Source organism: Streptomyces sp. NPDC028711 (assembly GCF_055565415.1).
In genome coordinates this window covers 882,465-896,401 of sequence record NZ_JBVHUJ010000002.1, presented here as the reverse complement: position 1 = coordinate 896,401, position 13,937 = coordinate 882,465, and the positions used below count along the sequence as shown (strand labels likewise).

Here is a 13,937-nt window from a genome sequence, read left to right as displayed (position 1 = left end):
GCCGCGCGTCCGTCCCGACCGAACGACATGAGGAGAAGGAGCCGTACGTGGCACGTCTGTGCGCCTGCCTGGCCGACACCACCGGGCAGGCCCGCGCCGAGCTCGACGCGATGGGCGCCCTCGGGCCCGGTCACGTCCCGGCCGGGGTGCCCGGCGGCGAGCTGTCGCTGCTTCCCGCCGAGACCGGCCGGGCCGAGGGCCCGTTCACCGCGTACGGCCGTACGGCGGTCGGGGAGGTCACCCTGCACAACCGGCCGGTGCTGCTCGCCGCCCTCGCGGAGCGGGCCGCTCCCCCGCCGCCCGGCTGTTCCGACGGTGAACTGCTGCTGCGCAGCTGGGCCCTGTTCGGCGAGGCGGGGGTGGCGCGGGCCGAGGGGATGTTCGTACTCGCCGTGCTCGACGGCCGGGACCTCGTCCTGATCCGCGACCACGTCGGGGCCCGCACCCTGTTCTACGCGCGGGCCGGCGGCGTCTGGGCCGCCTCCACCTCCTTGCGCGCGCTGCGCCGCTGGCCGGCGCTCGGCACCACGATGGACCTGTCCGCGGTCCGCTCCTTCCTCACGTTCGCCTATCTGCCCGGGGAGGAGACTCTGCTGACCGGCGTACGGGAGCTGCTGCCGGGGCGGGTGCTCCGGCTGCGCCGGGACGGGACGTCCACCGAGACCGTCCACTGGGAGCCCCGCGAGCGGATCGAGCAGCCTCCGCCGGAGGACCCGAGCGGTCATGTCCTGGCGCTTCGGGCCCTGTTGGAGCAGGCGACGGCGAGCCGGCTGCCCGTCGCCGAGCCGGCCGCCGTACTGCTCTCCGGCGGGATCGACAGTTCCCTGGTCACGGCCCTCGCGGCGAAGCTCCACGGCCATCCGGTGCACACGTACTCCATCAGCTTCGGGAACGACCTGCCGAACGAGCTGGGGTACTCGGGCCTGGTGGCCGCGCACTGCCACACCCGCCACCGGGTCCTGGACGTCTCGGGCGAGTCCGTGGCCGCTCGCCTCGCCGAGGCGGCCGCACTCCTCGACAGTCCCGTCGGCGACCCGCTGACCGTGCCGAACCTGATGCTCGCCGAGGCCGTGGCCGCCGACGGCGCCTCCGTCGTCCTCAACGGGGAGGGCGGGGACCCGGTCTTCGGCGGGCCGAAGAACCTCCCCATGCTGGTGCAGGAGATGCACAGGACCCCGGGCGCGCCCTGGGACGAGGACCGGGCGACCGCGTACCTGCGCTCGTACCGCAAGTGCTGGACCGACCTTCCTGACCTCCTCACGGCACCGGCCCTCGACGCGCTGCGGGACGCGCCGCCGCTTGAGCGGCACGTGGCGCCGTATCTGACGGCGGACGGCGGCGGCCCGTACCGGATGGGGCACCTCCTCAACCAGCTGCTCCACTGCAACCTGCGGACCAAGGGTGCCCACCACATCCTCACGAAGGTGGAGCGGCTGACGTCCTCGCAGGGGGTGGAGGGGCGCTCCCCGCTCTTCGACCGGTCGGTCGTCGACCACGCCTTCGCGACCCCGCCCTCCTTCAAGCTCCGGGGCACGGCGGAGAAGTGGATCCTCAAGGAGGCCGTCCGTGACCTGCTCCCGGACACGGTGGTCGACCGGCCCAAGAGCGGGATGCGGGTGCCGGTGCAGCAGTGGCTGACGGGCCCGCTCCGTGACCTCGGCCAGGACCTCCTCCTCGGCCCCACGTCCCGGCGGCGCGGGCTGTTCCGGCCGGAGACGATCCGCGCCTGGCTGCGCGGCGAGGGCGCGCTGCTGCCCCGGCAGGGCGGCAAGTTGTGGCTGGTGCTCACCCTGGAGCTCTGGCTGAGGTCGTACGACGTGTGAACCACACCCGGCAGACGGGTCCACCCCGGTGCACGCCCCCGAATCCGCGAAAGGCCGTCATGAGCAGCAGTTCCCCGACTCCTCCCATCGAGCTGACCGACCCCCGCACCGGGGCACCGCGCGGCACGGCCGTCCGGTCCCGGCTGCCCGAGGTCCGGGCCGCCGTCGCCGCGGCCCGCGCCGCGCTGCCCGACTGGAGCGCGCTCACCCCCAAGGAGCGTGGGCGCCGCCTCGACCGTCTCGCGGGTCTGGTCGAGGAGCACGCGGCGGAGTACGCGGACCGTGAGCGGGCCGGGACGGGGAAGCCGGAGTCGGAGACGGCGGGCGAGATCGAGCAGGTCGCGGACCTGTTCCGGTTCTTCGCGACGGCGGCGAGGACCCGTACCGCACCGGCCGCGGGGAGGTTCGTGGACGGCCACGAGAGCTGGGTGCGCTGGGAGCCGGTCGGCGTGGTGGGTGCGGTGGTGCCGTGGAACTATCCGCTGCTCATGGCGGCCTGGCGGTGCGCGCCGGCGCTCGCCGCGGGGAACACGGTGGTGGTGAAGCCCGCCGAGACGACTCCCGACAGTCTCCTGCTCCTGGCGGAGCACGCCGGGTCGGCGCTGGGGGCCGGTGTGCTGCGGTGCCTCACGGGCGACCGGGAGACCGGCCGGCTGCTCGTCGGGGCCGCGGTGGACATGGTGGCGTTCACCGGCAGCGGGCGGGCGGGCGCGGACGTGGCGGTACGCGCGGGAACCCGGCGGGTCAGCCTGGAGCTGGGCGGCAACGCTCCGGCGATCGTCCTGCCCGACGCGCCGGACGACACCTGGGCGTCCCTGGCGGACGCCGTCACGTACAACGCGGGGCAGAGCTGTGCCGCTCCGGCGCGGGTCATCACCCTGCCGGAGAACTACGAGGCCGCCGTCGAGGGGCTCGCGGCGGCCCTGGGCGCCCGGGTGGCGGGCCGTGACTTCGGGCCGCTGAACAACCCGGACCAGGCGAAGCGCTACGACCGTCTGGTCGCCTCCTCGGGAGCCAAGCGGAATCTCGTCGCGGGCATCGCCCCGGGGCCGGGCGAGGAGGCGGGGCACTGGAGGCCGGCCCGGTTGCTCGCGGACGTCCCGGACGACGATCCGGCCGTCACCGAGGAGGTGTTCGGCCCGCTCCTGACCGTGCAGCGGGCCGAAGACGTGGCAGCGGCCCTCGTCCTGGCGAACGGCGTCCCGCAGGCCCTCGCGGCGAGCGTGTGGACCACCGACCTGACGACCGGCCTGGAGCTGGCCGCCGCCCTGGACGCGGGCGAGACCTGGCTCAACTGCCATCTCGTCCAGACGGCGGAACTCCCGCACGGCGGCCGGGGCGCCTCCGGCCACGGCACCGATCTGAGCGCGCTGGCCCTCCAGGAGTACCAGCGGCCGAAGACGGTCACGGTCCGGCTGGGTTCCGGGCCGGGGCGCTAGGGCCTGTCTGACAATTCGCGTCGGATCAGGCCGGGTCGTTCGGTGCGTGCGATCGGCGTGCGGCCGGGGCGCCCTCGTAGCGGAGCTACTTGGGTGTTTCGGCCGTGCGGCGAGCGTGCGTGCCGGGCGGGCCGGACCCGACGGGAATTTTCAGACAGGCCCTAGGGGGTGTCCCACGGCCTGTCCGGCTGGCGGTATCAGAAGACGGACAGGCCCGTGATGGTCGTGAAGCGGTCGAGTGCCGTCACGCCCGCCACCGAGTTCCCCCGGCTGTCGAGGCCCGGGCTCCAGACGCACAGGGTGCAGCGTCCCGGCACGACGGCCACGACGGCCCCGCCGACGCCGCTCTTGCCGGGCAGGCCCACGCGGTAGGCGAAGTCGCCGGCCGCGTCGTAGGTACCGCAGGTGAGCATGACGGCGTTGACCTGCTTGGCCTGGCTGCGGGTCAGCAGGCGCGTGCCGTCGGCGCGCAGGCCGTGGCGGGCCAGGAAGCCGGTGGCGAGGGCCAGGTCGGCGCAGGAGGCTTCGAGGGAGCACTGGCGGAAGTACTCGCGCAGCAGGTCGGGGACGGGTCCCGTGATGTTCCCGTAGGAGGCCATGAAGTGGGCGAGGGCCGCGTTGCGGTCGCCGTGGGCGGCTTCCGACGCGGCCACGCCGGTGTCGAAGGCGAGGTCGGGGTTGCCGCTCTCGGCGCGCAGGAAGGCGAGCAGGCTGCCCGAGGCGTCGCCGGTGAGCCGGTGCAGGCGGTCGGTGACGACGAGGGCGCCGGCGTTGATGAACGGGTTGCGCGGGATGCCCTGTTCGTACTCCAGCTGGACGAGGGAGTTGAACGGGTCGCCCGAGGGTTCCCTGCCGACGTGGGCCCAGAGCGCGTCGCCCTCTCCGGCGAGGGCGAGCGCGAGGGTGAAGACCTTGGTCACCGACTGGGTGGAGAAGGGGCGGCGCCAGTCCCCCACCCCGTAGACGGTGCCGTCGAGTTCCGCGACGGCCATGCCGAAGTCGGTGGGGTCCCCGGCGGCGAGGGCCGGGATGTAGTCGGCGGGGGTGCCCCGGTCGGTGAGGGCGGCGATCTCCTCGGCGATGCGGTCGAGGACGGGTCCGAACGTGGCGGTGTCCGTGGTCACGCGCCGTCCCCGGCTCCCCGGCCCTCGGCGGCCCGGCCACCGGCTCCCCTGCCTCCGGCGGCCTCGCGGGCGGCAGCGAGTCCGAGGTCGCCGCCGGGCGGTGCGGTGAAGAAGCGGGCGACGTCCTCGTCCGTGACCTCGGGGAGGGTGGGCGGCGTCCAGCGGGGGGAGCGGTCCTTGTCGACGACCTGGGCGCGGATGCCCTCGACGAGGTCGGGGGTGGTGAGGGCGGCGCAGGAGACCCGGAACTCCAGGTCGAGGACCTCTTCGAGGGTCGTGAGGGCGCGGGAGCGGCGGAGCGTGGCCAGGGTGGCCTTGAGCGCGGTCGGTGACTTCGTGAGGAGGGTGGTGGCCGCCTCCTTGGCGGCGGGCACGCCGGTGTCGAAGAGGCGCTCGACGATGCTCTCGACGGTCTCGGCCGGGTAGCAGGCGTCGATCCACTCCCGCTGCTCGGCGAGGACGCCGGGCGGAGCGGTGGCGGTGTGGCGGGCGACGGCCTCCCCGGCCGGCAGGCGGGTCAGGTCGTGGAGCAGCGCGGGGAGTTCGGCGGAGGGGACGAAGTGGTCGGCGAGGCCGGTGAGGATCGCGTCGGCGGCGCCGACGTGGCCGCCGGTGAGGGCGAGGTGGGTGCCGAGCTCGCCGGGGGCGCGGCCGAGCAGGTGGGTGCCGCCGACGTCGGGGACGAAGCCGATGCCGGTCTCCGGCATGGCGACCCGGGAGCGTTCGGTGACGACGCGGACGGAACCGTGGGCGGACACGCCGACGCCGCCGCCCATGACGATGCCGTCCATGAGGGCGACGTAGGGCTTGGGGTAGCGGGCGATACGGGCGTTGAGCCGGTACTCGTCGCGCCAGAAGGCCGCCGACGCGGTGCCGCCGGCGCGGGCGTCGTCGTGGATGGCGCGGATGTCGCCGCCGGCGCAGAGGCCGCGTTCCCCCGCGCCCTCGACGACGACGGTGGCGATCTCCGGGTCGTGTTCCCACGCGGCCAGGGCCGCGTCGACGGCGAGGACCATGGGGTGGGTGAGCGCGTTGAGGGCGCGGGGGCGGTTCAGGGTGATGAATCCGGCCCGGCCCTCCGTCCGGAGGAGTACGTCGGCGGTTCCGGTCGGCACGATCACTCGGTCCCTTCGGGTGGCGCGGCTCGCTGTCCCGGTCACCGTACCGGGCGGGTACGGAGGGCCGGGCGGCGGCCGGTCGCCGGACGAGGCGGGCGCCGGGGGCCGGGGCACGGGGGCGGGAAGGACCCATCCGCTTCTCGCGGATCCGGATTGCGCGGTGCGCGGTCGGTGACGGCCGCTACCCCGCGCCTCACTGCGGGACCCTTCCCGTCCCTTCCATGGAACCACCCCTCCGACGGGGGCGCGAGCGCCGGCCGGAGGGGTGGGAGAGGGGTTCAGGCCGGGAGCAGATCCTGCGGGACGCGCACCTGGCGGGGGGTGGACATGCGGAGTTCGACGATGTCGCGGACGGCCGGCCACTCCTCGTCGAGGATCGAGTAGAAGGCCGTGTCGCGGACGGCTCCGTCGAGACCTCGGGAGTGGGCGCGGCGGACGCCCTCGCAGCTGGCTCCTAGGCGCTCGATCGCGATTCTGGAGCGGGTGTTGCGGGCGTCGGCGCGCATCGTGACGCGGCGGACGCCCCAGGTCTCGAAGGCGTGCCGGAGCATGAGGTACTTGGCCTCGGTGTTGATGCCCGTGCCCCGGGCGTCGCGCGCGATCCAGGTGTTGCCGATCTCGGCGGCGTCCGGCACGGCGGTCAGCGGATCGCCGTGGGGCATGCCGGGGACGGGCGGCCAGATCAGCGGCCCCCGCCAGTAGTCGAGTTCGAGGAACCGGGTCGAGCCGATGACTCGCTCGTCGGCGGTACTGACCAGGGCGAACGGCAGGGAACGTCCTGCCGCCCGGTCGGTCAGGGCGCGGGCGATGTAGTCGAGGGCCGATTCGAGGCCGTCGGGTACGGGGGTGAAGGCGTAGGCCGATCGGTCCGCCCCGCCGGCCCGGGCGAGGGCTTCGGCGTGCCGCATCGCCAGCGGCTCCAGGCGCACGGTGCGCCCGGTCAGGAGAACAGGTACTGGCACGGATCCTCGGGTCTTTCACGGGCAGGGAAAGCGTCCGCCGAGGGGTGACCGCGACGGCAGCAAGGGGGAGGTTCTCGCCGGGTGCCGATCGCGTCGTGAAAGCGACAAATGAGCAGGTAAAACGGTTCGTCACCGGTGCGAGGAGGACAGTATGCAGCTCCAGGCGCTCGGAGAACAGAACCCTGGGAGAACCCGGGTACACGCCTGGGTGAAGGCCGGCGCGCGCCCGGGTCGACCGGTCTCAAGCAACGGACGGAGCCGCCCGCCAGTCGGACGGCGGGCGGGTCAGACGCAGGCGGGATGGCCCCAGCCGTCGGGGTTCTTGGCGATGGTCTCGCCCTTGTCGTAGGCCTTGCCGCAGCGGCAGCGGCCGGAGAACCTCGCCTTGAGCGTGCCGCCGGACGGGCGTGTCCTGCGTGCGGACGGGCCGTCGGCGGAGCCGGCCGGGGAGCGGCCCGCGGAGCCGGATGGCGCGGAGGAGCGCGAGCGGGGCGCGGAGGCGCGTGTCGGGGCTTCCGGCGGGGGCAGCGGGGCACCGGCGGCGGAGCTCGTGGGCTCCTGTGTCCGGGCGGCGTGGCTGGCCGCGCGGTCGGCGGCGTCGTTGAGGGGGTCGCCGTCGACCTGGTGCGCGGGCACGTAGACGAAGTCGACGTCCCGGCCGGTGAGGAGCGCGTCGATGCGGACGACCAGTTCCTTGTTGGCGACGGGGCTGCCGGAGGAGGTCTTCCAGCCCTTGCGGCGCCAGCCGGGGAGCCAGGTCGTGACGGCCTTCATCGCGTACTGCGAGTCCATCCGGACCTCCGCTGGCACGGCGGGGTCGAGTGTTTCGAGCAGGCGCTCAAGGGCCGTGAGTTCGGCCACGTTGTTGGTCGCCCGGCCGAGCGGGCCCGCCTCCCAGCGGTCGATCGCTCCGTCGGCCCGGCCGATGACCCATGCCCAGGCCGCGGGGCCGGGGTTTCCCTTGGACGCGCCGTCGCACGCCGCGATGATCTTTTCCACCATCCCACGATCCTGACACGGCCGCGGGGGTGGGCCGTCCACCCCCGCGACCCGGTCACGGCACCGGCGGCCGTGCGGTCAGAAGGCGCCGTAGTTGACCTGCCAGGTGGGCAGGCCCATGCGGCGCCAGAGAGCGACGACGCGGTCACGGTCGTCGAGGGAGACCCGGACGGCGTAGCGGTGGCGTACGTGCGCGTCGAAGAGCTCGGCCTTCACGACGTCGTCGCCGCGGCCGTCGCCGGACGCGCGCATCCACAGTTCGTCGTAGGGCACCTCGTGGCGGGCGAGCCAGCTCTCGGTGAGGGCGCGGTGGTCCTCGCTGCGGCCGGACAGGAGGACGATCCGGTCCCGCTCGGTGTGCCGGAAGGCGCGCAGGGCGTCCCGCACGGAGACGTTGAGCAGGTCGCGGTCGCAGCGGGTGAAGTCGTACGGGCCGCGGTCGACGCGCAGGGCCAGGGTGCCGTCGATGTCGCACATGACGGCGGTGGGGAGGCCCGGGCCCGCGACGTAGGGCTCGACGGGCACGCGGTCGTTGAGCCAGTCCTCGGTGAGCCGCCAGCCGCCCCGGGTGGCCTTGGCGTGCTTGTCGGCGAGGATGCGGATGATCTCCTCGCCGACGGGCCGCTCGCGGGCGGCGTCGCGGCGGACGCATTCGTCGACGGGCACGGAGGTGAAGTCGTGGACGGCGAAGGTGGCGAGGCCCCCGACGGCGGCCTTCAGCCGCTTCGGGATGTGCGGGGTGAGATGGGTGTTGTCGACGACGACGTCGAAGCCGTCGTCGACGGCCGCGCGGACGGCGGCGTCCTGGATGCCGAGGACGGTCTGCTCGTGGCTGCGGGAGTGGCCCCGCTCGGCGGCCGTGGGCAGGTCGAGCATGGCGCGGAGGTCGTCGAGGTTGACGCGGCGTACGCGTCCCTCGGCGGCGGCCTGGAGGGCGCGGGCGGCCGTCGTCTTCCCGGAGGCCGGGAGGCCGGTCATGACGTGAACGACAGGCACGGTCAGTTCTCCTGGTCGGTGGCGAAGGGGTCGGTGGGCTCGGGGCGAAGCTGTCGCCACACGAGGAGGTCGGTGGGACGGCCGTCGAGGCGCAGGAAGAGGGCGGCGCGCAGGCCCCGGTCGGACACGCCCGCGGCGGCGCGGGCGAAGGCGCCGCGGTCGCCGGCGAGGTGGGCCACGCGGGCGTACGCCTCGTCGACGGCCCGCTCGCGGTCGGCGGCGGCCGTTTCGAGGCGGGTGATCACCTGGCGTACCCAGGCGTCGAACTCGTCCGGCACCTGTTCCAGGAGGGCGTCGAGCGGCTTCCCGCCGGAGGCCTCGACCTCGGCGACGGCGCAGCCGAGGCCCTTGGCCAGCTCGGCGGCGGGCAGGGCGGCGAAGCGCTGGATGCCGTGGCCGCGCCAGATGTCGCGTTCGGTGACGCCGGTGAGCACCTTGTGGAGGCGTACGTACTCGGCGAGCTTGGCCTTGGCGCGCAGGCCGGAGGCGAAGCGCAGGACGAAGCCCTCGGCGTCGGTGCCGGTGGCCCGCCGGCCTCCGGGGAGGGTGTTGGACTCGGTCAGCGCGAGGAGCTCGGCGACGCTCGCGACCGCCCAGGTGCGGACGACCGAGCCGACGGGGTGCCAGCCCGCGGCGGCCTCGGCGAGCGGGATCTCGGTGCCGTCCCGGCCGAAGGCGGCGAGCAGGACGAGGTCGCGGCGGTCGCCGTAGTTCACGACGATCCGGTTGCCCGGATAGACGATCTCGGCGAGGTACGTCACACCGGGCGTCAGGCCCGTGGTGTCGGCGGCGTCCAGGCGGCGCTGTGCCCAGGTGGCCTGCGCGCTGGTGAAGGAGCCCTTGGAGGCGACGTGCCAGCGGCCGTCGTAGTGGAAGACGACGGCGAGGCTGCCGTCGACCTTGTCGTACACCTCGAAGGGCTCGTCCTCGGGCAGCGGGGGCGCGTAGGGGCGGCCGGAGGCGTGTTCGGAGACGTTGAAGAACTTGGGGAGGGGAAGTCCGACGATCCGCCCGGTGGTGTCGTCGGCGACGAGTCCGCGGCAGCGTGTGGTCGCCCGGTTCCAGTGCTGGGCGTACTGGCACGCGCGCGTGTACGTGTAGATCGACAGCGGCAGCTCGGGGTGCCGTTTGCGCGTGACGTGCCCGTCCGCGAGCGCGGCGGCCAGTTCCTCGGACGGCATCAGGTCGTGCAGAGTCAGGGTCGCCTGGCTCATGGGGTCCCTCCCGGGTGTTCGATGATCCATTCTCGGCCGGTGGGGCCCGTAACGACAGCGAATATCCGGGACCCGGGGGCGCGCGGGGGGCTCTGCGGCGGGCTCCCCATCCGGGGGGTGTCGGTGGTGCCCCGTAGACTCGCCGTCTCCCCGTCGGTGAAGTGACCGGCGCAGACGAAGGAAGCGAGCCCCATGAACCACGCGGACGGCACGGCACCGATCTACGCCGAGCTCATACGGGAGCGGGGGGATGTTCCGGGTGACGTCCGCCAGGTCGCCGAGGAGGTTATGCGGGACCTGAGCCGGGTCATCCAGGTGCCGCCGCAGGGTGTCGCAGGACCGCAGGGCGCGGTCGCGCATCCCGGTGCCGGCGGTCCTTCGGGGATCGGCGGGCAGATGGGCGGTCCGTCGGGTGCCGGCGGACAGATGGGCGTCGGTGGGCAGATGGGCGTCGGCGGTCCGATGGGCGTCGTGGGTCAGGCGGGCGCCGTCATGCCGCACCGGCCGCTGCGGTAGTCGCTGCTTCGGTCGACGGCACAGCCTCCGCGACAGTCGCCGCTCGGGTCGTCCCGGCGGTCGTGCGCCCGGCCCCGGTCCGCCGGGTTCCGGGCGCTGTCAGTGCCGTGGGCCATGCTGCGTTCCGGACGGCCCGCGCCACGGTGGAGCGGGCCGCGCACGGTGATCAGGGGATGACGACATGGCCGAGGTTCTGCTGTTCCACCACTCGCTCGGGCTGACCGAGGGCGTCGGCGCCTTCGCCGACGCGCTGCGGCGGGCCGGGCACACGGTGCACGTGCCCGACCTGTACGACGGGCGGACGTTCACCGACCTGGAGTCCGGCATGGGGTACGCCCAGGAGATCGGTTTCGAGACGCTGGTGGCGCGCGGCGAGCGGGCCGCCGAGGGGCTGCCGAAGGAGATTGTCCTCGCCGGGTTCTCGCTGGGCGTGGTGCCCGCGCAGAAGCTGGCGCAGACCAGGGCGGGGGCGCTCGGCGCGCTGTTGTTCAGCGCCTGCCTGCCGGTGACCGAGTTCGGCGGCGCTTGGCCGGAGGGCCTGCCCGTGCAGGTGCACGGGATGGACGCCGATCCGTACTTCGTCGACGAGGGTGATCTGGCGGCGGCCCGGGCGCTCGTGGCGGACGCGGCGGACCGGAAGCTGTTCCTGTACCCGGGGAGCGCGCATCTGTTCGCCGAGTTCGGCGGGCCGTCCCATGTGCCGGAGGCGGCGGCGCTGTGCGTCGAGCGGGTGCGGTGCTTCCTGGACGGCATACGGCGCTGATCCTCCCCGGGAGGCCGGGCTGCGCGCGCTGCGGATCCGACGTCCGCGCCACGGGCCCGGCTCGGGTCGACCGTTCGGCTGACCCCGGTGTCGTCCGTCCCGACGGGAAGGGGGGGGCCAGCCGTCGGACCGTGCGGGCGCGGGCGCGGGCGGAGGATCGGGGCAGGGTCGGGGCCGTCTCCGGTCGGCGCCGGCCGTGTTCGCCGTACCGAGGAGTCCGACATGACGAAGTTCCGCCGTGCGTCCCGTTCCACCCGGGTGCTCGTGCCCGCCGTGGTGGCCGTCGCCGTGCTCGCCGGGTGCACGCAGGGGTCCTCCGGAGGAGGTCCGGCGTCGGCGGCCACGCCGCCCGCCGGGGCGTCCCCCACGGCCGGTTCCTCCGCCACCGTCACGCCCGCACCGACCGGAAAGCCCGTACCGGGCACGCTCCTCGTCGGCGACTTCGGCTCCGACACGGTCACCTTCGTCGACCCCGCGCGCGGTGCCACCGCCTCCGTGAAGGTCGGCACCGCGCCGTACGGTCTGGTCCTCGGTGCCGACGGGCGGGCCTGGGTGGCGACCGCCGAGGGCGTGGCGGTCGTGGACACGACGACCCGGCAGCGGCTCGCGCTCGTGCCGTACGAGACGGACAGCGGGCCCGTGACCACCGGTGAGTACCGGGGCGGCGGCATGGGCATCGCGCTGGCGCCGGACGGACGGCGGGTGTACGTGGGGGTCAACGTGCCCGGCGGGAACGGCACCCTGGAGGTGATCGACACGGCGACGCTGCGGGTCACGGACACGGTGCCGGTGGGCCGGCGCCCGTTCGACGTGGACGTGTCGCGGGACGGCTCGGAGGTGTACGCGACGAACCACGACTCCTTCGACGTCACGGTCGTCCCGACGGGGACCCTGGAGCCGCGCCGGGTGGAGGTCGCCCCGTACGGCACGGAGGGCGGGCTGGGGTCCTGGCTCAAGCCGCACTACGCGGCCGTGCGGCCCTCGGACGGAAAGCTGCTGCTGCCGTTCGAGGGCGAGCGGCTCGCGGTCGTCGACCCCCGGACGGGCCGGACCACCATCGAGCCGATGACCGCGAACACCCATCAGCACGGGGCCACGGTGACCCCCGACGGGACGCTTCTGACCGTGGGCACGGGTCCGATCGACCCGGACGTGGACCGCGGCCCCTCGCTGACGGTCCGGTCGCCCGGCGGCGCCGAGCGGGTCCATCCCCTGGAGGGGCCGCACGAGAGCGTGGCCGTGTCCGAGGACGGCCGCACCGCCTATGTGACCGGCGGATTCACCCGGGACGGCTACTGGGACGGGCTGAGCGTCGTCGACCTCGACTCGGGGGACACCCGCAGGCTGGCCGCGGGCTCGCGTCCCCTGGGGATCGTCGTCCTCTGAAGCGTTCCCGCCCCCGGGCGCGGCGGTGAGAACGCCGCGAGGGGGTAGCCGAGGGCGTACGGCCGTCGGCGAGGCGGGGGCAATCCCGCCGAAGAGCGATACGGCCGCAACAAGGATAAAAAGGGATGAACCACGGATAGTCAGCGACGAAGTGCTCCGGGGGTTTGCACCCTCCGACGGAAGGGCGGACAGCGTGACGCGACCGAGGATTCTCGTGGTGGGCGCCGGATTCGCCGGAGTGGCCTGCGTACGGAGGCTCGAACGACGCCTCGCGGAGCGGGAGGCGCAGCTCGCGCTGCTTTCGCCGTTCTCGTACCAGCTGTACCTGCCGCTGCTCCCCCAGGTGGCGGCCGGGGTGCTGACCCCGCAGTCGGTGGCGCTGTCGTTGCGGCGCAGCGAGCGGCACCGCACCCGGATCGTGCCGGGCGGTGTGGTCGGGGTGGACACGGCGGCGAAGGTCTGTGTGGTGCGGACGATCGCCGGTGAGTACGTGACCGAGCCGTACGACCATCTCGTGCTCGCGCCGGGCAGTGTGACCCGCAGCTTCGACATCCCGGGGCTGGCGGAGTACGCGCGCGGGATGAAGACGCTCGCGGAGGCCGTGTACATCCGCGACCACGTCATCGCGCAGCTGGATCTGGCGGACGCGAGCAACGACGAGGCCGAGCGGGCGGCCCGACTGCAGTTCGTCGTGGTCGGCGGCGGTTACGCGGGCACGGAGACGGCGGCCTGTCTCCAGCTGCTCACCCAGAACGCGGTCAAGCGGTATCCGCGGATCGATCCGAAGCTGATCAAGTGGCACCTGGTGGACATCGCGCCGAAGTTGATGCCGGAGCTGGGCGAGAAGCTGGGCACCGCGGCGATGGACATCCTGACCGGGCGCGGCATCGAGGTGTCGCTCGGCGTGTCGGTGGCCTCGGTGGACGAGAAGACGGTGACGCTCACGGACGGGCGGGTGCTGCCGAGCCGGACGCTGATCTGGACGGCCGGCGTCGCGGCGAGCCCGCTGATCGGCACGCTCGGCACGGAGACCGTCCGGGGCCGGGCCGTCGTCTCGGCCGAGATGGCGGTGCCGGGGCTCGACGGTGTCTGGGCGCTGGGTGACGCGGCGGCGGTGCCCGATCTCGCCAAGGGCGAGAAGGGCGCGATCTGTCCGCCGACCGCGCAGCACGCGATGCGGCAGGGGAAGGCGGTCGCCGACAACATCGTCGCGACGCTGCGCGGGGAGCGGACGTATCCGTACGCGCACAAGGACCTGGGGCTCGTGGTGGACCTCGGCGGGATGGACGGGGTGTCGAAGCCGCTCGGTGTGGAGCTGCACGGGATGCCCGCGCAGGCCGTGGCCCGCGCCTACCACTGGGCGGCGCTGCGGACCAATGTGGCGAAGACCCGGGTGATGACGAACTGGCTGCTGAACGCCGTGGCCGGCGACGACTTCGTACGGACCGGGTTCCTGGCGTCGAAGTCGGGCACGCTGCGGGACTTCGAGTACACGGACGCGTATCTGACGCCCGAGCAGGTGCGCAGCCACACGGCCTCGTTCCGCGGGGCGGTCGGGACCGGCGGGGGGAGCTGAGCACCCGCCCCGCGGGTCCGG

The 13,937-nt window shown here is 74.0% G+C and carries 12 protein-coding genes; 6 read left to right on the top strand and 6 right to left on the bottom strand.

Translation table 11 applies throughout. The features are described from left to right. Positions 1–47: 47 nt before the first annotated feature. Positions 48–1,823 (top strand): asparagine synthetase B family protein, encoded by a 1,776-nt coding sequence (locus ACZ4VK_RS09790; RefSeq protein ID WP_468350305.1) that lies wholly within the window; start codon positions 48–50, stop codon positions 1,821–1,823. Between the two features lie 59 nt (positions 1,824–1,882). Then, the gene (locus ACZ4VK_RS09785; protein ID WP_468350303.1) at positions 1,883–3,262 is read left to right on the top strand and encodes an aldehyde dehydrogenase family protein; all 1,380 of its coding nucleotides are present in this window, start codon (positions 1,883–1,885) and stop codon (positions 3,260–3,262) included. A gap of 197 nt (positions 3,263–3,459) precedes the next feature. Here the strand turns inward: ACZ4VK_RS09785 and ACZ4VK_RS09780 are convergent, their stop codons facing one another. From ACZ4VK_RS09780 to ACZ4VK_RS09755, 6 genes are all read right to left on the bottom strand, one after another. Next, on the bottom strand, positions 3,460–4,386 hold the full coding sequence (locus ACZ4VK_RS09780) for a glutaminase (protein ID WP_468350301.1): 927 nt from the start codon (positions 4,384–4,386) through the stop codon (positions 3,460–3,462). Further along, on the bottom strand, positions 4,383–5,501 hold the full coding sequence (locus ACZ4VK_RS09775; protein ID WP_468350299.1) for an enoyl-CoA hydratase/isomerase family protein: 1,119 nt from the start codon (positions 5,499–5,501) through the stop codon (positions 4,383–4,385). The genes ACZ4VK_RS09780 and ACZ4VK_RS09775 overlap by 4 nt, the downstream gene beginning before the upstream one ends. 281 nt (positions 5,502–5,782) lie before the next feature. Continuing rightward, entirely contained in the window at positions 5,783–6,466 is a 684-nt protein-coding gene (locus ACZ4VK_RS09770; RefSeq protein WP_389683229.1) for a GNAT family N-acetyltransferase, read from the bottom strand. 285 nt (positions 6,467–6,751) lie between these two features. Further along, entirely contained in the window at positions 6,752–7,468 is a 717-nt protein-coding gene (locus ACZ4VK_RS09765; protein WP_468350297.1) for a ribonuclease H family protein, read from the bottom strand. 75 nt (positions 7,469–7,543) lie between these two features. Next, complete coding sequence (locus ACZ4VK_RS09760) at positions 7,544–8,461, bottom strand: phosphatase domain-containing protein (protein WP_468350295.1); 918 nt, start codon at positions 8,459–8,461, stop codon at positions 7,544–7,546. A gap of 2 nt (positions 8,462–8,463) precedes the next feature. Beyond that, positions 8,464–9,675, bottom strand: a complete 1,212-nt coding sequence (locus ACZ4VK_RS09755; protein ID WP_468350293.1) for a T4 RnlA family RNA ligase — start codon at positions 9,673–9,675, stop codon at positions 8,464–8,466. 192 nt (positions 9,676–9,867) lie between these two features. Between ACZ4VK_RS09755 and ACZ4VK_RS09750 the strand changes: the two genes are divergently transcribed. From ACZ4VK_RS09750 to ACZ4VK_RS09735, 4 genes are all read left to right on the top strand, one after another. Further along, on the top strand, positions 9,868–10,191 hold the full coding sequence (locus tag ACZ4VK_RS09750) for a hypothetical protein (RefSeq protein ID WP_468350291.1): 324 nt from the start codon (positions 9,868–9,870) through the stop codon (positions 10,189–10,191). A 181-nt stretch (positions 10,192–10,372) separates the two neighbouring features. Next, positions 10,373–10,954 carry a dienelactone hydrolase family protein gene (locus ACZ4VK_RS09745; RefSeq protein WP_468350289.1) on the top strand — a complete coding sequence of 194 codons (582 nt, stop codon included), beginning with the start codon at positions 10,373–10,375 and terminating at the stop codon, positions 10,952–10,954. A 222-nt stretch (positions 10,955–11,176) separates the two neighbouring features. After that, positions 11,177–12,340 carry a YncE family protein gene (locus ACZ4VK_RS09740; protein ID WP_468350287.1) on the top strand — a complete coding sequence of 388 codons (1,164 nt, stop codon included), beginning with the start codon at positions 11,177–11,179 and terminating at the stop codon, positions 12,338–12,340. 193 nt (positions 12,341–12,533) lie between these two features. Further along, on the top strand, positions 12,534–13,916 hold the full coding sequence (locus tag ACZ4VK_RS09735; protein WP_468350285.1) for an NAD(P)/FAD-dependent oxidoreductase: 1,383 nt from the start codon (positions 12,534–12,536) through the stop codon (positions 13,914–13,916). Positions 13,917–13,937: the final 21 nt, after the last annotated feature.

What these genes read in the sequence shown, in the direction of transcription:
- ACZ4VK_RS09785 (WP_468350303.1), top strand. Translation starts at nt 1,883, where the DNA reads ATGAGCAGCAGTTCCCCGACTCCTCCCATCGAGCTGACCGACCCCCGC.
- ACZ4VK_RS09765 (WP_468350297.1), bottom strand. Translation starts at nt 7,468, where the DNA reads ATGGTGGAAAAGATCATCGCGGCGTGCGACGGCGCGTCCAAGGGAAAC.
- ACZ4VK_RS09755 (WP_468350293.1), bottom strand. Translation starts at nt 9,675, where the DNA reads ATGAGCCAGGCGACCCTGACTCTGCACGACCTGATGCCGTCCGAGGAA.
- ACZ4VK_RS09750 (WP_468350291.1), top strand. Translation starts at nt 9,868, where the DNA reads ATGAACCACGCGGACGGCACGGCACCGATCTACGCCGAGCTCATACGG.
- ACZ4VK_RS09745 (WP_468350289.1), top strand. Translation starts at nt 10,373, where the DNA reads ATGGCCGAGGTTCTGCTGTTCCACCACTCGCTCGGGCTGACCGAGGGC.
- ACZ4VK_RS09740 (WP_468350287.1), top strand. Translation starts at nt 11,177, where the DNA reads ATGACGAAGTTCCGCCGTGCGTCCCGTTCCACCCGGGTGCTCGTGCCC.